Origin of the sequence: Streptomyces sp. NPDC097107 (assembly GCF_044762405.1) — a bacterium.
Taxonomy (GTDB): domain Bacteria; phylum Actinomycetota; class Actinomycetes; order Streptomycetales; family Streptomycetaceae; genus Streptomyces; species Streptomyces thinghirensis.
In genome coordinates this window covers 1-16,899 of the sequence record NZ_JBIWEF010000016.1, presented here as the reverse complement: position 1 = coordinate 16,899, position 16,899 = coordinate 1, and the positions used below count along the sequence as shown (strand labels likewise).

Here is a 16,899-nt window from a genome sequence, read left to right as displayed (position 1 = left end):
GCACTCTGCCCGCGACGCAGTCCGGCTGGTATCAGCCCTTCTCGCCCGGCCGCGCGGCGAGGTGGGTGAGCGAGGCCCGATTCGGTCAGCTATGGCCCGGGTCCACTGCCCGCTCACTCAACACCTTGACCAGAACGTCATTGGCGACCTGTGCCAGTCGGCCAAGCTGCACCGCCTCGAACTGGAAGTACGGGTTGACCTCGAACGGCCCCGCATGGCCGCCGTAGCCGAGGACCTGCTCCGATCCGAACAACGTCCCTCGGTGCCCCGTATGCGAGCGCTGGTCGTACAGCGGGCCCGCCAGCTCCTTCACCTGCTTCTGCGTCAGCACGGTCTTGAGTGCTTTCCGGAACCGCTTCTCGGCAACTCCCTTGCGGTGCTTGCACTCGGGATGGCAGTCGCACATGGAGTCTGGGACGGACCTCATACCAACGCCCTCGATCGCGGCTACGAAGGTGAGCAGCGAGAGCGACGGATGACGTCCCCCCAGGCGTACGGCCTCGTAGTACGCGCTGAGCGCGGTCTCCAGTTCGGGGTCGCCGTCCAGCCTCTCCCATGCCACAAGCACCCACAGCGGCAGCCTCCAGTTTCCTGTCCCCGGAGGGACCTCCCCGGTCCACTCCTCCCCGTGCGGGCTCGGGAATTCGGGACCGACCGAAGTCGGGATCTTCAGAACCGACCCGTCGGGGCCTTGAGGCCAGGGGAGCGTCCGGGGCTCCCACAGCTGCCTCCGGTGCAGCGTCAAGAGAGCGCAAAGACGGCGCAACTGCGCCTGAGCGACCGGGACAACGGGGTCCCAGTGGTAGCTCTCGACCTGGCCGGTGACGACGACGGGGAAGCTGCGGGAGATCGTGGTGAACTGCGAGTCGACTCGGTCCGGCCCTCGGAACTCGCGCATGTAAACACCACCGGGGGCGAGAGCCAGCGGCCCTATGTCTGTCGCCCTGATCTGCCCCAAGGGGTGGAATCCCTGCACGGCGGACGGGCTGACCCCAACGAGCGCATCCCATACGTGAGTCCGCTGATGGTGCCCGATCTCGTCCACGGCCTTCCGCGCGCCAGTCCGCCAGGGGTCTACCTGGTCCGCTGACGGGGTGCCGACATCGCCGACGACCGTACAGCTGATGCCGTCGGGGTGAGGGTGGACGCGCAGGATGCTCGTCATGGAGTCGTCGAGGGGCGGCCCCATTTCCACCGGGCCGCCGTGGCTGTCAGTGCCGCTGATGCGGCGAAACCCGCCGCCCATGGCGTTCCCAAGGTGGTGGGCCCACTCGTTGCCGTGCTCGGTGAAGTCCACGGGGAAGGTCCCGATGCTCTGTTCCCACACGATGGCCTCCAGCCCCTTCGACGACGTTGAGGGTCGCTGACCACAGCGGCCAGGACCTCGACGTCCCACGAACAAGGTCATCGTCCCGTTTGTGTCTAAAGGGGCGCCACTCAATACAGCCGGAGAACGAGACAGCCGAACTGCTCCGCCATGTCCTCACCCCCTCGACACAGCCCCCTGCCCGCATACGGGACTGGGAAAGATCATGCAGGAACTTGCGCGGGCACGTTCGGCTGCGACATCCGAGAGGGAACGCCGCGCCACCACAGTGGAGATCCTGGATCGGCTTCCCCGCAGCGGGCGCGTGGACGAAGTTGACGACAGGGGCCGTCAGCGCACCTACGAGGTCGCCCCGGCCCGCGCGCGGTCCCGCAGGAAGGGCGGCCGCCAGTGACTGATCCCGACCGGACCGCGCCCGGGCCCCCACGAACGACTGCCTCGCCGCTCGATCCGCTCGCGCCTCACCGCCCAAGCTGCGGCCCCGGGTAATGGGCTCTCGCGGGCGGCGAAGTGCGCTACGTTCGTGCCGCATGGAAGCAACATCCCAGCTGCGTCAGGCCGCTCTTGCCTGGCTCGAGCAGGCACGCGATCTGCCCTCCATACCCCAGGCCATCACCGATGTAGCACTGTCGGCGCGGCCGGAGTTCAAAGCCGTGATCAACGCGGTGGTGAGTGCCGCGCCGAGATCCGAGCACCGCGACCTGTACGGCAAGGTCGACGGTGACTGGCTGCCCCGGTGGTCCACACTGCTGGGAGGGTCGAGACTGGGGGATGCGACCCGTCTGGTGGCCCAGGGCGCGTCGGTGCCGGTGGACGAGGTCGCGGACAGTTTCGTCGCCTTCTGCACGGCCCCCGCGCTAACAGTAGAGGACTGGCTGCTCCTCACCGGCGAACTCCCTGCGGGGGCACAGATCACGCTGGGCCGCTACACCCTGCAGGCCTTCACCGCCGAAGAACTGAAGCAGATGGGCCCCATGCCCGCCCTCCAGGGCCTCCAGCCGGGCGGGCTCGACCTCGGTCTCCTGGCCGGTGCCCCTTTCGTCCACGTCCCGAACCCTGAGCGCGCGCCGGACCGCAGGGGCACGGGCTGGTTCGACTTCGCCGGTCCACGTCCGGAATCCCTGCACTGGAGGGCGCTGCTGCCGCTGCTCCTGTGGAGTGAGGAGCTGCTGCACGTCGACGCGGTGTTCGGCGTCGAGCGCGGCCGCTACTTCGACCTGAACCCACGTCAGGTGCCCACCACCATCCAGATCTACGAGGACCGTCACGGCCTCCCGGAAGAGGTCGAAGTCCGGGAGAGCGGCAGCTTCTACGTCGCTCCAGCCGCTCTCCCGCGGCTGCAGTCCTTCTGCTCCGCGGTGACAGCGAAGATCGATGCCGTCATGGACGGCATCACCCACGAACGGAGTCTTCCCAGGAAGCGCGCCCGCCGCTTGGAGCGAGCTGCCCGTCACCTGCTGCAGGCCTACCAGCGCACCTACAGGGATGACGGTGTGTGGGAGGAGGAAGCTGACGAGCGGCTGCTGGACTACGTCATCGCGCTGGAAGCCCTGATGGTCAGCCCCGGAGACAAGCACGAGGGCATCAGCGAGAGGATCCGGACCCGGACGGCGGCCCTGTTCCCCAGCCCTCTGAGCCAGGGCATCGAGAGCAGAGTGCAAAAGGCGTACAGCGCGCGTTCGAAGTACGTACACGGAGACCTGCTCGCCGACCAGAAGAGGGCCGAACTGCGCGAGCTCAGGCTGCTCGTCCGGCAGGTCGTCCTACGCTGGCTCATCCTCACCCCCAACGACACGCAAGACCTCGCACCTCGTCTCGATGCTGCAGCCGACTGCACCAGCTGCGCACGCGCCATCAACGAACCCCTACGCGCCTTCTTCCAGGCATCACCGCCACAGGAGGACATCCGGGCCTGAGGCGGCACTGCCTCCGCTGCCACAGGCCGGCATCGCCGCACGCCGAGCCCGGATCTCCGGTTCGGCAACGCCGTGGCAGGTGCACCACAGGTACGAGTGGCACCGGCCACGGCATCAGGGGGTGAGGTGCGCGCCGTCGAGCCGCCGGTGCACCATCGACAGCGTGGTGAGCAGTTCCAGCAACTCCTCGTCGGTGACCGTGCGGTGAAGGCGCGGCTCGTGCGCGGCCGGGTTGCGGTACATGCTGAACAGGCCCTTGACCAGGTTCGCCAGTCCCTTCTGCTCATCCAGCTCGGGTCCCGTGACGTTCGCGTTGATGGCTACCCGGGCCGTGCCCTGGCCCGGCATGAGCACCGCGTCGACCAGCCGCGCCCCGTCCAGGCCCTGGCCGGTGAGCTGACGCAGCCGGTCGGCCACCGACTTGACCGCCTCGAGGCTGGCGTGGAAGGGGTTCTTGGCCAGGATCTCCAGGGTGCAGTAGCGCAGCACCTCCGGATGCGTGGAGCGGCGGCGCAGCTCGGCCCGCAGGGAACTGGCGTGCCGTGCGGCCTCGCTCAGCGTGGCAGCCGCCGGCCCCCTGGCAACCTGCCCCTGGTCGTTCACCCGCAGCCCGACATGGACCAGGACCTCGTTGAGGTCGTCCTGCCGGCGCGAGAACGTGTGCGGCTGCTGAACGTAGCGCACCGGGGCCATCGCCACTTTGATGAACGCGATCACGCAGTTCGACGCCCCCTGGCGTGCCTGCTGCGCCAGCAGCGCCCCGGCCAGCCGGTCCCGCTTGTTGCCGCCGTCGACGTCCGGCACCTTCACGACGGCCAGCAGCTGCCCGATCTCCCGCCCGGTCAGGCCGTGAGCGGTGTCGCCGAGCACACCTGCCACCGCCGTGACGACCGTTGCGGGCCAAGGCTCGTGACGTGTTGCCATATGCCGCCTCTTTCCCTCGTCCCATGGCCAACCGGTCAGGATGACATGGACGTGACGGGCAGATCCCCGCTTTCTTCTGCTCCATGGCGACGGTGTGTGCGGCGAAGCCGGGGCAGGTAGCTCGCTGATGGACACGAATGTCGGCCCTCGACGCGCGCCGCTCTCGCGGCCGAGGCGGACGGCCTTCTACTCGTCGTAGGGCTCGTGGGCGGGTACCTGCCCGTCACGGCGCCGCTGCCGGTCACCGCTGAGCGCGACGATCCGGTGAACGGGCACCACGATGGCCGGGTGGCCGCCCGCGGGGGAGAACCCCACCCAGCCGGTGCCGGGCTCGTAGGAGGTCACCGTGCCGTACAAGCGGTGCAGCACGGTCTCGTCCCGCATCCCGCACTCGACGTCCAGGCGCAGCATCCAGTCCTTGAGCCAGTGGACGGGCAGGTTCTCCATCTCAGCGGCCGCGGGCCCGGGGTGTACGTCGTCGGGGACCCAGCTGTACTTGCCGACGACCAGGTCGTTGTAGATCTCCATCGAGTCGGGCCCGCTGTAGGAGGCCCGCCGCCCGAGCTGGGCGGCACGCCGCACCGCCCTGGCCGTCGTCACCATGGCCGTAGGCCCGGCGCCCGGCCCGTCGGCTTCGGCGTCCGCCGGCAGATAGGGGTAGGCGCGACGCAGCAGCGCCAGCACGTCCCGCTCGTCCGGCTCGGCGGTGCCCCCGGCAAGGTCCGGTCCGAGGACGACCCGCTGCCGGTCGTCGCGGGTGTGGTCGGCGGCATGCCGGGCGGCGAAGCCAGGGACGGCGAGCACGACAGCGTGGTCGGGTTCGACGCCGTAGCCGCTACGGCGACCACCGAAGGGGACCGTGGGCCCGTGCTGCTCGTACTGGGCCAGGTAGGCCAGTTCCGCATCCTGCTTGCGGGTCAACGGCCAGCCGCTCACCAGCACCAGCCGCCACCCGTCGCCGCCGTCACCCGTGGCCGCCCCCAGCGCTTCCTCCAGCCGGTCGCAGCAGTCCAGCACGTACTGCTGCCAACGGTGCTGGAACTCCGCATCCGCCCACTGCGCGGGAGAAGCGAACCTGCCACCCCTCACCAGGGCCGGCTCCGGCAGCGCCGTCACATCACACACCCGCGCCCCGCCCCAGACGGCTTCCACCGCCTTCATGGCCGCCGTACGCGCCGCAGGCGCCCGGCCGCCCTGGTCCCGGACACCACTCCACGCCCGTCGGACGGCCGCCCACACGTCGAACGGCTCCGCCCACCGGGACCGCAGCACCGCGGCCGCCAACTGCAGACCCTCCTGCTGCACACTTCCGTCGGCCGCCACCGCATCGCACGCCCCGCTGACCGACGTCGCGGAGCGCGCCGCGGGCGCCGCAGCCCGCCAGCTCGCCAACGCAGCCTCAGAACGCTCCAGCACTCCCGACCACGCCTCAAGCACCTGCCGCGCGCCCGCACCGACCAACGGGTCAGCCGTCCACGGCTCCAGCCTTCCGCGCACGTGTGCATCGCGGTGGCGGGCCGCTTCCCACAGAACCCGCGCATAGCCCTCCCAGGACCGCGGGCCCGCCTCCTGCTCCTCTAGCTTGCGCACCCGCCCGTCAGCCGCGACGACTTCGGCCGCCGCCCGCCACAGTGCTTCCTCGCCCGGCTTGACACGCAACACCCGGGCGCAGTGACGACACACCTGCTCACAGACATCCAGCAGAGCCAGCGGATGGCCCGTCAGGTGCTCCGCATACCGGCAATGGCTCCGCCACCCTGCGTCCTCGTCAGGAACGTGCCATTTCCCGCCGCCCGCACGCCCGACGACCACGGTGATCTGCCGCAACGGTCCGACGTTCACGCCGGCGGCCACCAGCTGCTTCTCCCGCAACACCGGAAGTTCTCGGCTGCGCCCCACGATCGCCCCTCTGTCACGGTCTGCTCTTGGCCAGCGCCCTCCTCAATGGCACAGTCTGGACGCGCGGCCTGCATGCGCGTCATCTGCGACGGGCCCGCCGGGCTCTTCGTGCACCGGGACACCCTCGACGCCTGCTGCCGCGACCTGTGCATCCTCACCTCACAGCTCGCCCGCCGCCTCCGCCTCGACAGCAGCCTGCTGCTCCACGCCACAGTCACCTCCGGCCTCCACAAGGCCGTGCCGCTGATCCCCGTCACCGTGGACCACCCCGGCTTCACCTCCGTGCCCGACGGAGCCCGGTACCCGCACACGATCCAGCCCGTCACCGCCAGCCTCCTCCCCGCTGACACCGACGAAGCCCTCCAGAACAGCGCGCAGGAACTGTTCACCGACCTGACCAACCAGTTCGGCCTCGACTGAAGGCTGTCAGCCGCCCGGCCGCCTACGTCCGCCACAGCGGCACCAGCCTCGCCCGCTTCCGGCGCAGGGGCGTCGTCGGTGCCGCAGGGGGACGGCCCGCCGCCGAGCCGGGGAGGAGATCGGCGCGCTCTTCTCCCCGGCGGCCGCAGCCCGCGCGGACCGGCCGCAGCCAGAGCATCCACTCGCGGCAGGGGTCACTCTCACTGCCCCGGCTCGTTGAGGAGGACGACAGCAATGGCCGAAGACGAGAAGACGCGGGTGAGAGCGATGACGCAGCTGGCCCAGGCACAACAGCCGTTGTGGCGCCGCTACGAGGAGCCGGACGACCGGGGCCTGATCGACGCCGTGTGCGAGGAAGTGCGCCTGCTCGCCGAGCACGGCACCCAAGACCCCGGCCAGACCATCGCTCTGGCGGTCGCGGGGGCCGAAGCGGCCGAAGGGCTCGCGGCCGCGCTGGAGGACCCCTGGGCGCTGTACACGCCGCAGCAGGTCGCAGTGACCGCCTCCGCCCTGTTCACCCAGATCACCGCGGCCGGTACGGCGCTCGAGAAGCTCGACAGGCTCCTGGACGTCATGGCCGAGCGCGGAGACATCACCGAGCCCGATCACGACGGGGTGGGGGAGGCCGAGCACCTGTGCACCGCGCAGAGCACACTGGGTGCGGCGGGACAGGAGGCCGCCGGCGCCATCGACGTACGGGCCTGTGAGGAGGCGGTGGACATCCTCACCTCCACGCCCTGCACCGCGGTGATGCCCACCAACACCCACGAGACTCTCACCCAGCTGGCCGGCCTGCTCGGCGACAGCGCCACCCTCATCCCCGGCTGCCGTCCGCCCCATGGCACGGACTCTGCCCACCAAGACTTTCAGGACGGCTGCGGCTGCCACATCGAACTGACCAGCCGCGACAATGCCGCCTGGACACTGCAACGTTCAGACGCAGCCTGGTACCTCATGCCCCTGGCCAGCCCTCACGACGGCGGCAGTGACCTTTCCGGGATGGAACTCTCCATGACCGAGACCTGTCCCCACCCCCGCCACTTCGCGCTGCTGCTCCACCGCGCCCTGGACACGGCCGCCTGACCGCGGGGCCTATCTCGTCGTGCCGCCGCACGAACCGCCCGGCCCCAGCACACCCGGCGCTGCCGCCCGCGCAGGCCAGGAGCGCGGCCGCCGCTGTCCACCCGGCCGGGGGAGTCGTCGCTCTCCGTCGGCCAGCCGGCCTGGTGGATGACGGCTACTGGTCGGGGTGGACGGCTTGGACGCCGGTGCCCGCGTACGCCTTCGGCGTCAGCGTGAGGAGGAACCGCCCGGCGGGATGAGTGGCGGAGGGGCGGGCGGCGTGGATGGCGTGGACGGCGGCCCAGGAGTGCCCGAAGCGCAGCAGTTCGGTGGCGGTGACCGCGGCGTCGGTGTCGAACGCCTCGATCCGGATGAACCGCAGCCCCTTGATGTAGCCGAGCAGGCCCGGCCGTTCGGCGTCGCCGGCCGTCAGGGAGAGCACCGGCGCGTACAGGTCGCCGAGTCCTCCGGAGGCCTGCACGTAGAACGCGGCGACGGCCTCGTTGAACGGGTCCTTCGGGTCGTACAGCGCTGCAGCGGTCGTGTGGTCCAGGACGACCGCGATCCCCGCCACTACGCGGCCGCCCGCGGGCTGTGCGTAGCGCCGCCCAGGCGCTCCAGCAGCGCCCGGGCCTTCGCCTCGGCCTCCGGGCTCGGCGCGCTGCCGAGGGCGGAGGTGAGCTCGGCACGGGCCAGCTCGGCACGCTCGGCGTACTCGGCCTGCGTGGGCGTGCTCTGCGCGAGGTCCTCCACCAGGCTGCGGATGGTGGTGCCGTGCTCGGCCGCCAGCTGGGCGAGCCTGTCCCGCGCGGCCGTGCTCACCTTGATGCTCGTCTCGTCTGCTGCCATGCTCCTCACTTTACCGCGTTCCTCTACTGTAGGTAGAGGAACGCGTGGCGGGCCCGTAGGAGTCCCTGCGTGCACGCACTATGCGGGGTCGAGGCACGCCGTCTGCGCACACCCGGTACGCGAAACGTGCGCTTGAGGTGCAGGCCAGGGCCCGGTGGTGCTGCATCAATGGGGTCAGGGCCCGGCGCTGCTGGGGAAGGCCCGGGTCCGCTCGGCCTGTGCTCTCGGCAGTACATGGTCGGGCTCGCGCCACACCAGACGTCGGACCAGCGTGCTGGCCGTGTGTCCGGCCCGTACCGCGAGGAAGATGGACGTAGGGCTCCCGTCCCGTGTAACCCCCGAGCCGGGACGGGAGCCTTCAGCCGCAGGTGGCCTACCTGAGTCACGGTGGCACACGGCACCATGCTCTCCATGAGGGATCAGCGAGCTCAGGAATTCGCCCGGTGCGCCGTCGTGCTGGCCGCGGAGCTGCGCGAGACACGGCACGAGCGTGCCGTAGCCGCCGACCCCGAGAAACAAGCGGACCCGTTCGCCGCTCCCGCCCCGACAGGCGATGATCCCTTCGCTCCGTCCATGGCCGGCCGGGAGGGCGTCTTCGACCAGGCGCTGTCCAACGCCCTGGCCGCGATCGTCGCTTCGGAGTGGCCGGGCGAGGAGTTGGACCGCAACGGACGTGTCAAGTCGGCCAGCGCGCTGCTCAGGCTGATCGAGAAACACGTGCCTGCCACGGGCGGCATCGTCCTCGTTCCTGACAAGGATCCGATGCCGGAGATCCGCCAGGGCGCCACGGACTCGCTCTTCCAGGCGCCGCGATTCTCGTCGCACACCCGGATCGATGTGCGCACGCTCCAGGACGGTATCGAGGCCAGTCAGGCAGCCCGCCACGGCCGCGGTGCCGGAGGTTTGCAGCGTCGTCATATCGAGGCACTGTTGGCCCTTGACGGTCACCGGAGCCTCGGCGTGATGGGAGAGGAGCAGCAGGACCGGATCCAGCAGCTCGCGCAGGAAGAGGACACGGCTTCCCAGAAACGAGCTGCCGAATACCTCGAACACATCGGCGGGGAAGAAGCCGCCCGGCGCGCCGAGAACGTGACCAATCCCAACGCCAACCACCCGAAGCGCAATCCCGGCGGACATGACCTCGGCACCTGCCCCGTCTGCGGGCACGAGACGTTCTGCGTTGAGGGCCTCGACCCTGTCTTTGGCCGGGTGGGGTACGGACAGTGCCTAGTGTGCACCTACATCCGCACCCCGGGCGCCGCAGAGGACGAGGCCTTCACCGAACATCTCCGGTCGATGGACCACAAGTGATGCCATCAGGCACGCCGAGCCGCGTCCCTTCGGCTGCCAGCCCTCACACCGCACCCGAACCGGGGCCCGGCAGACCGGTGCCGCAGCGCCGTGACCCCGGCGGGACGACTGTCGTTGTCCTGGCTGGTGCCGCCTCTTTGCCCGCGCTGTGACGGTGCCCGGCCGAGCGCCGCGTCAGCCCACGACCGACGCGGACAGGTAGGCCCCAGACGCGCCGCGTCACTCACAGCGCCCCGCCGTGGCGGCACCGGCCGCCCAGCAGGCGCCGGATCGTGGGACCGGCCGCAAGGGACGGCACGGCCATGACCCCCACCTACCCCCGTAAACGACCCCAGCGGCGCAGCGAAATCCCCCGCAGCCCGCAGCAGACCACGGGCCTGCAACAGATTCGTGACACCCTGCCGCCCGCACCCGAACCCCGCACGGTCGAGCCCGCCCCGCGCCTGGCGGGCCAGGAGGTGCCACCTGAGCTGCTGGCCCTGGTGGCCCACCACTGCCGCCGCATCAACGCCTACCTCGCCCGCGCCCAGCACCTGCAGACCCTGCACGGCGAGGACATGAGGCAGTGGCAGCGCCTGATCCTGTACGCCCTGACCGACGCCCTCGCCCACAACCACCTGCTGGTCGGCACCCTTGCCGCCTACCTCCAGCGCCAGGACCTCGCTCCAGATCTGCTGCGCCGCTACCTGCAATCCCCGGACGCCGACCGCTACATCACCCGCGAGGCCGTCCAGCACCTCGACGGCCTCACCGGCGCCGTGCCCGAGGAAGCGGCCGAGCTGGTCTGGACCGCCATCGGCAGACGGATCGCCCGCGACGGCGGCTGACGACCCGCTCCCAGGCCACACGGCCGCACGGGACGACTCCCGCCCGCATCGAACAGCGAGGGCCATCGGCAGTGCACGGCCTCAGCGGGGTTCGGTGAAGCTGGGCAGCTGCAGCGGCACGGGAGTCCACCCGCTACCGGGTGCGGCATCGTGCAGCAGGTGCCGGAAGCACTCGCCGCCGACGGGCCGTACGGTGACTTCACAGCCTTCGCCGCGCCCGGCCTCCAGCGCGGCCAGCGCCCGTCGGCCGTCCTCCTCGTCGACGGTGACGTGAGGGTGGTAGAAGTGCGCCGGGCCCAGCTCCAGGTGTCTTCCGGCGAGGGTGAGAGCGAACGCGGCGGTACTGCCCCGCACGGCGTGGGGCTCGCCGCTGAGCAGGGACCGCAGCGTGGGGGAGTCCTGCCCGTTCAGGGTGAAGCGGTCTCGGGTCAGGAACGGGGAGGCCACGCAGTGCCCCTGGATGAGCAGGCGCGCCATGCGCAGGGCGATCCGGTCGGTCGGGGTGAGCTCGTCAGGAATGGGAAAGTACTGCTCGCAGTGGCGCTGCACCGCCTCCAAATCCTCGATGTAGCTGCGCAGCTGGGCCGCCTCCTGGCGCGCGGCCTCGGGGCGTGGCGGCAGTTCGCCGCCGCCGATGGCCCCGGCGCTTGCCCGGACCTCGAAGGCATTGCCGGCCGCGATGCGCTGATAGATCCGCAGCAGACGCAGCCCGGCCGCGGGCTCCAGCTTCTCCAGCGAAAACGTGAACCGCACCGAGGCCAAAGCACCGGACGCCGCAGGGATCATCAATTCCAGGCTGCCACCGGCCAGATCCACCCTGACGGACCGACCAGCACTGCCGCGTCCCACATGTGCCAGCGTCCCCGGGTAGCAGGCGGTGACGTGCTTGCCGTCGAGGAAGGCCACCTCTACCGCCGTCTCGGCCAGGGGAACCTTGTCCGCCGGCTGCCACCGCACCTCGATGTCCCGGTGTTCCCCGGGCAGCCACTCCGGCCCGCTGACCGTCAGGCTCTCCACCGCCCCGCGCGGGAGCACCACTTCCTGCGGCAGCCCGAAACCCAGGCTGCGCCGCACGGCCTGGGCCAGGTCGGGCGTCAGGGGGCCGTTGCCCGTCAGGGTGATTTCCACGGGGGAGACCTCGTGTGCCCGCGGGTGTTTGGCCCGCAGCGTGTGCACCACCGTCTTGCCCTGGCGGGCGAAGTCCACGGTCCAGTGGTCGTCCAGCCCGTCGGTCTGACGTCCCAGCGCCGTCACGCGGGCGCTCACATCCCGCACCCCGTCCATGAGCAGCGCCCGTTCCTGCCCGTAGACCTTCGCCGCCTCGAACAGCTGATCCCGGGTGAAGGAGGCTTCCAGGTCGGAGTGGGTGGCCAGCAGCCCGTCCAGCTTGGCCCGGTCCCACACCCCGACCCGTACTGCCTGTCCGGCCGCCAGCGAGGTGACGAACTCCCGCTCCGCCGTGGTCAGGGTGCACGGCACCACCAAGATCCATTCCCATGGCTGGTGCTGCATGGCCCGCGTGAACGACTGCCTGATCGACTTGCGGCGCCCTTTGTGCGCCGTGGTCGGGAAACCGTCCGGGTAGTACTTCAACTGGAAGATCCGCACCCTCGTTCCGTGGGTGACCTTGATGTCGATGCCGTCGTCCCCGCCGCGCCCGTTCACCGCCTCCACACGCGCCGTCGCGTCGTACACGCGGTGCACCAGCGCTTCGACGATCCGGTCGAACCCCGGCTGTCCGACCCGGTCCCACTTCACCGCCACAACCGGCCCTCTGCCCTCGCAGACACCCCGAGCGATGATCCCACCCGGCACTGACACCCCCGGCTCCGGCACTGCGCCCCACACACCGATGCCGGGCCGCCTGCGTCAGTGACGCGCGACCTGGCGGCCGGCACGCGGGCGGCACACGAACTGCGACGCTTGGGCCCGCAACGTGCCAGTGCTCGCGGTAGCGGACACCGGCACGGCGCCGTCGTGGACCCGCCTGCCTGCCGCCCGGTCCTGGCCATCAAGGCGACTCCTTCGCCGTGGAGGGACTCGGGCCGATGCGCTCCCTCCCCCCAACGGCCCGCGGCCCCCGCGTCATCGACTGGTTGGGTTGCGCACTCCGTCCACCTCGCGTTCAGCACCGCCCTCGCCGTCACCATCGGTGTTCACCACGCCGATGGCAAATATGGCCGCCCCGTCCTCCCGCACGACCATGACGTCACCGTACGCACGGCCAGCTCGCTCGAAAGCGTCAGCACTTACACCGCACCCGGCTGTCTCAATGACCAGCCACTGCCACAAGCCGCTCCAGCTCCCCGGCCCGGCACAGCCTTGACCGTCCCGATCTTGCGACACCCGCATCCAGCGCAAGCTGCGCGCGTCTTGTTTCCCCTCCACCAACAGCACGACAGTCCCAGCGAGAGCGTTCTGCCCCGGCCGTACGGGCACCGGCAGCCTGCGCGAAGAGCGCTCGACGATGCCCCGGTACATGCCGCTGACGGGGGAGCCCACGGGCGGGCGCATGCACTCCGTGAGCTTGAGAGCCTCCTCCAGGAGGTCCCACCCGTACTGGGTGTGGGCCACCTCAGGCCCACCGACATGCCGCCGGGCCTTGCGGCGAATCTGAGCGGCTCCCTTCCGCGCGTCGTCGATGATCAGCAGGGCCTGCTCCCGAGCCTCGGTCAGCGTCTCCTGGGCGCGACGCCGAGCCTCCTCAATCTCCGCGACCTCCGCCTGCACACCCTCAGCCTTCTGCCGGACCTCGGCCAGCAACGCCGCAGCTTCCGCACGCTCCCGCTCGGTGTCCAGCACGATCCCCGCGCAGGCGGCCGCTGTACGTTCGGCCTGCTGCCGAGCCTCAGCAAGGATCGCGTCGGCCTCACGCCGAGCCTGCGCGGTGATCCGCCCGGCCTGCTGCCGGGCAGCCGCCACTGCCTGATCGACGTACAGCTGCTCTACGGACGAGGCCCATGCCAGAGCACCAAGACGATGCTGGCCGTCCTCCGCCCACGGCCGAAGGGGGGACGGGATCGTCTCGCAGGGCACGACGCCTGCCGGGGCATGAGCGCCACCGACGGCCGCCCCATCCGTGAACTCGTCGAGCGCCTGCCGCAAAGCGATCTCTTCAAGGGCCCGGGCTGCGCCGGGGATGTGGTGGCCGGCGGCCACCCGAAGCCACCGCCGTGCCGCCTCGAAGTCGCCGCGCTCGAGGTGCTCCTGGCCCAGGGCGTACGCCTCGTGCCCGAGCGCCACCGCCTCGGACTGCGCCTGCAGCCGGGCGCGGTCGTCCGGGCTGTGGCTCTGCAAGCGCTGCATGACCGCGGCGAAGCCGTCCGCCTTGTCGTCGGCACTCAGCGTGGGCTCGTGCCGCATACCGTCCTCGTGCTCCCGGGGGGTCACCCGCGCACCTCCTTCGCCGTCCCAGCGCTGTTGTAGGCGTCCATGCCCGGCGCCCGCCGCAGAGCTACCCGCGCCTTGCCCAAGATCTTCTTCATGTTGTCGACACCGGTGCCGAGCGTCTCGGCACACTCGGCGACCGACAGGTTGGCCACGTACTTCATCAGCAGGGCCTGCCGCTGCTGCTCGGTCAGTGTCGCCAGCGCCTTGCGCAGGTCATGGTGGCGGTCCACGGCCGCGAAGTCATCACCGTCCGCCCCTCCGGCGAGGTCCTGAAGATCGCTCGGCTCGACCGTCAGCTCCCGTCCCCGTCGGCGCAGGTAGTCGTACAGACGGCACCTGGCGAGCCGGAACAGCATCCCAACCGGCTCAGCTTGGTCCGGGTGCTGCTGCCACCAGACGAAGAACTGCTCGAAGACAAGATCGGCCAACTCCTTGCCGACGTCCCGGTCCGTCCTGCGCGACAGGAAGGCGAACAACTTGTCGACATGTGCGTGGTAGAACACGCCGAACTCGGCTTCACCGAGCGCCACGGGAACGGCCCTGACCGTTCCGGGGCTCCCGACCGCTCCTAGGCCGGGAGCCACCATGCCTGATTGGTCCTGCAGGGTCACCGGCGCCGCCTTGTCGCGACCGTACGCCCCCGCACCGGCGCCGCATCCTCGAAGGGCACCGCACGGCCCGTCGGGCGACCTCCAGCAGTGCCCGTCAGCGACCAGACGCCGGCCGCACCACCGTGGTGCACCCGCACCTCACGGTCACCCTCGGCGACCCCGCTCACCATCTCGGCCAACAGTTCCTGCTCCCGCTCCCGGCGCCGTTCCCGGGCCAGCTGCACCCGCCTCCACTCGCGCGCGACGATGACGACCACCATGATCACAAGGGCACTCACCCCTCAGGCCCCCACATCCCCTGGACCATCTCCACCGCCCCGTTCCTCATCGAACTCGCCTGTCACCCTCTACATCGCGCGAACCGACCAGGACGGGTACCGACTCTTTCAAGATCTTTTAGCCGACCGTTCACCAGGGCCGCCGCCAGCGCCGCCGTCCCGCCCCGGCAGATCGCGTACGGCCCCCATCCAGGCCTCACCGAAGCCGACGACCCCCGTCTCATCGCCCGGGAAACGAAAGATGACCGGGTCTTCCGCGAGCTGCTCCATGAGCGTCTCGTAGAGGTTGTCGTAGAACGGCTCGAGGCAGACCACCAGGAGCTCGGCGAACTGCCCGGGGGAGGGATTGACAGCGATGACGTGGTCCAGGAGGGGGAAGATGCCGAGGTCGTCGATGCGCTGCCGCAGCGCGGCCTGTGCCGGCGTGTCCGGCAGGAGCAGCCCGTGCAGCACGTACAGCCCGTAGAACCCGCGCAGGCCGATCATCACCGTCCGAGCCCGGACCAACTCCTCGTCGCCTGCCCGCTGAACCTGCCCCACGAGGTCCGCGTGCTGCTGGAGCTGACCCCAGTCCACTGGCGGCCCCTCACCGCGCTCCGCCGCCCCGAGCATCTGCGCCCAGTCCTCGACCGTCAGCCCGAGCATGCCGAACGCGGCGAACGCCTCGGCCAGCGCATCCGACCCAACCTCCTGACCCCCCAAGCCGACCGCGGCCACCAGATGCACCATGCTCCTGAAGTCCCCCTCCGCATCGACCGGCACGTCCTCGCCGGCTTCGAGAGCCGCGCGTACCAGCGCAGGGTTCGCCGCCCCGCGGTACGCCCCCAAGACCCGGCCGGCCGCCGCATACAGCGCGTCCTGCCCCTCCTCACCCGCCCCCGCCGCGCTGCGAGCCAACTCCACCAGCCGCTGAGACACCGACCGCTCCAACACCCACACCAGCGCCCGACGCACAGCGCAGATCGCAGGCTCCGGCACCGGTGCTGCCCCCGGCCGCACGGGCATACCGGCCTCGGCGAACCACTCCAGCACCGCCAGCCGACAATCCCGCCCCTGGCGAAGATGGCGCGCCAGCACCGCCGCGCTCTCCACGACCACCGGATCGACCGCGTCCACTACCGATCCCCGGCCCCGCCCGAGCCCTCGCCGCCGATGCCGCGGCAGCAGCCCTGCCCGCCGCCAGCTCTCCAACTGGCTTGCCGTCACCGCCACCCCACATGCAGCCAGTTCACGGATGACCTGCAGATCAGCCGGACTCGGCGCTCCTTGTGCCATGCCCACCATTACAACCCCGAGAGGTGTCACTTTTTGCGGATTTGCGGCTCTGGCTCACTGGTCTCGGCACCACCCAGACATCCGCCAACTCCAAGAGGACAGAAGGCCCGACCATGACCCCCGAGCACCGAAACCGCATCCGAACCAAGGCCGCCGCAGGCCTCGCCACTGCGTTCCTCACCCTCCTCATCGCCAGCGCCCTCCACCACCCCGGCCACCTGACGAGCATCCTGCTCACCCTCACAGCCGCACTCGGCGCGACCACCGCCACCCTCGCCCTCGCCGCAGCCTTCGCCCCCACCACCGCCACCCGCACAGCCGCCCGCCACACCCTCGACCTCCTGCTGCGCCTCGTACCCTGGTACACACCCCGAGGCTGACGACACGGGCGGCAGCACCAGCCTGAATGTCTGTGCAGGGAAGCGGAACTGACATCACCACACCCGTACGGGCACTCCGCTGCGCAACGACTGTGATCTCCATGCCGGGAGGCACCAGCCCCAAGTCCGGACCCATCAAAAGTTTTCACCGAAGGCAACGACCGGACCCCACCCCACCTTTGTAGCCAGCCGCCCGCGATAGCGGGCCAGGTCCGGGAGCGAAGCGGACGGACCTCAAGGCTCCCTCCAGGAGCGCAGCGACGAGGGAGCCGCCGACTCGAAGGGCAAGCGGAGAGCCGGAGAGGCACGCACCCAATCTGCGGATACAACCAAAGTTCTGACGGAAGGAAATACGGGCTCGGAGCGCAGCGCAGAGCCCCACTCCTCGCAACGCGAGGACTCCCACTCCGTTCCCGCGCGCAGCGCTGTG

The 16,899-nt window shown here is 70.4% G+C and carries 16 protein-coding genes; 6 read left to right on the top strand and 10 right to left on the bottom strand.

From position 1 onward, the window contains the following. Positions 1-85 precede the first annotated feature (85 nt). The gene (locus ACIQ1J_RS30815) at positions 86-1,327 is read right to left on the bottom strand and encodes a hypothetical protein (RefSeq protein WP_403561964.1); all 1,242 of its coding nucleotides are present in this window, start codon (positions 1,325-1,327) and stop codon (positions 86-88) included. Positions 1,328-1,857: 530 nt separating this feature from the next. Between ACIQ1J_RS30815 and ACIQ1J_RS30810 the strand changes: the two genes are divergently transcribed. Continuing rightward, the gene (locus tag ACIQ1J_RS30810) at positions 1,858-3,243 is read left to right on the top strand and encodes a hypothetical protein (protein WP_403561962.1); all 1,386 of its coding nucleotides are present in this window, start codon (positions 1,858-1,860) and stop codon (positions 3,241-3,243) included. A gap of 114 nt (positions 3,244-3,357) precedes the next feature. On the opposite strand, the gene ACIQ1J_RS30805 is transcribed toward ACIQ1J_RS30810, so the two are convergent. Both ACIQ1J_RS30805 and ACIQ1J_RS30800 read right to left on the bottom strand, forming a co-directional pair. Then, a complete protein-coding gene (locus tag ACIQ1J_RS30805) occupies positions 3,358-4,167 on the bottom strand; it encodes a TIGR02391 family protein (RefSeq protein WP_403561960.1) in 810 nt (269 codons plus the stop codon). 186 nt (positions 4,168-4,353) lie between these two features. Beyond that, positions 4,354-5,472: a hypothetical protein gene (locus ACIQ1J_RS30800; protein ID WP_403561958.1), complete on the bottom strand. Its 1,119-nt coding sequence runs from the start codon at positions 5,470-5,472 to the stop codon at positions 4,354-4,356. Between the two features lie 666 nt (positions 5,473-6,138). On the opposite strand from ACIQ1J_RS30800, the gene ACIQ1J_RS30795 reads away from it, so the two are divergent. Together ACIQ1J_RS30795 and ACIQ1J_RS30790 are read left to right on the top strand one after the other, a co-directional pair. Further along, entirely contained in the window at positions 6,139-6,486 is a 348-nt protein-coding gene (locus ACIQ1J_RS30795; protein ID WP_403561956.1) for a hypothetical protein, read from the top strand. A 234-nt stretch (positions 6,487-6,720) separates the two neighbouring features. Beyond that, on the top strand, positions 6,721-7,569 hold the full coding sequence (locus tag ACIQ1J_RS30790; RefSeq protein ID WP_403561954.1) for a hypothetical protein: 849 nt from the start codon (positions 6,721-6,723) through the stop codon (positions 7,567-7,569). A gap of 154 nt (positions 7,570-7,723) precedes the next feature. Here ACIQ1J_RS30790 and ACIQ1J_RS30785 read toward each other — a convergent pair whose 3' ends face one another. After that, the gene (locus tag ACIQ1J_RS30785) at positions 7,724-8,122 is read right to left on the bottom strand and encodes a hypothetical protein (RefSeq protein ID WP_403561952.1); all 399 of its coding nucleotides are present in this window, start codon (positions 8,120-8,122) and stop codon (positions 7,724-7,726) included. After that, entirely contained in the window at positions 8,122-8,397 is a 276-nt protein-coding gene (locus ACIQ1J_RS30780; RefSeq protein WP_225625763.1) for a hypothetical protein, read from the bottom strand. Before ACIQ1J_RS30780 ends, ACIQ1J_RS30785 begins: the two co-directional genes overlap by 1 nt. 411 nt (positions 8,398-8,808) lie before the next feature. On the opposite strand from ACIQ1J_RS30780, the gene ACIQ1J_RS30775 reads away from it, so the two are divergent. Both ACIQ1J_RS30775 and ACIQ1J_RS30770 read left to right on the top strand, forming a co-directional pair. After that, positions 8,809-9,708, top strand: a complete 900-nt coding sequence (locus ACIQ1J_RS30775; RefSeq protein WP_403561950.1) for a hypothetical protein — start codon at positions 8,809-8,811, stop codon at positions 9,706-9,708. A gap of 302 nt (positions 9,709-10,010) precedes the next feature. Next, a complete protein-coding gene (locus ACIQ1J_RS30770) occupies positions 10,011-10,535 on the top strand; it encodes a hypothetical protein (protein ID WP_403561948.1) in 525 nt (174 codons plus the stop codon). An 81-nt stretch (positions 10,536-10,616) separates the two neighbouring features. Here the strand turns inward: ACIQ1J_RS30770 and ACIQ1J_RS30765 are convergent, their stop codons facing one another. The 5 genes from ACIQ1J_RS30765 to ACIQ1J_RS30745 all read right to left on the bottom strand — a co-directional run bounded on the left by ACIQ1J_RS30765 (position 10,617) and on the right by ACIQ1J_RS30745 (position 15,930). After that, the gene (locus ACIQ1J_RS30765; protein WP_403561946.1) at positions 10,617-12,299 is read right to left on the bottom strand and encodes a hypothetical protein; all 1,683 of its coding nucleotides are present in this window, start codon (positions 12,297-12,299) and stop codon (positions 10,617-10,619) included. Positions 12,300-12,620: 321 nt separating this feature from the next. Further along, positions 12,621-13,925 carry a hypothetical protein gene (locus tag ACIQ1J_RS30760; protein WP_403561944.1) on the bottom strand — a complete coding sequence of 435 codons (1,305 nt, stop codon included), beginning with the start codon at positions 13,923-13,925 and terminating at the stop codon, positions 12,621-12,623. After that, on the bottom strand, positions 13,922-14,455 hold the full coding sequence (locus tag ACIQ1J_RS30755; protein ID WP_403561942.1) for an RNA polymerase sigma factor: 534 nt from the start codon (positions 14,453-14,455) through the stop codon (positions 13,922-13,924). Before ACIQ1J_RS30755 ends, ACIQ1J_RS30760 begins: the two co-directional genes overlap by 4 nt. 77 nt (positions 14,456-14,532) lie before the next feature. Continuing rightward, a complete protein-coding gene (locus ACIQ1J_RS30750) occupies positions 14,533-14,814 on the bottom strand; it encodes a hypothetical protein (RefSeq protein WP_403561939.1) in 282 nt (93 codons plus the stop codon). Positions 14,815-14,922: 108 nt separating this feature from the next. Continuing rightward, positions 14,923-15,930 (bottom strand): hypothetical protein, encoded by a 1,008-nt coding sequence (locus tag ACIQ1J_RS30745; RefSeq protein ID WP_403561937.1) that lies wholly within the window; start codon positions 15,928-15,930, stop codon positions 14,923-14,925. A 272-nt stretch (positions 15,931-16,202) separates the two neighbouring features. On the opposite strand from ACIQ1J_RS30745, the gene ACIQ1J_RS30740 reads away from it, so the two are divergent. Beyond that, on the top strand, positions 16,203-16,469 hold the full coding sequence (locus ACIQ1J_RS30740; protein WP_403561935.1) for a hypothetical protein: 267 nt from the start codon (positions 16,203-16,205) through the stop codon (positions 16,467-16,469). Positions 16,470-16,899: the final 430 nt, after the last annotated feature.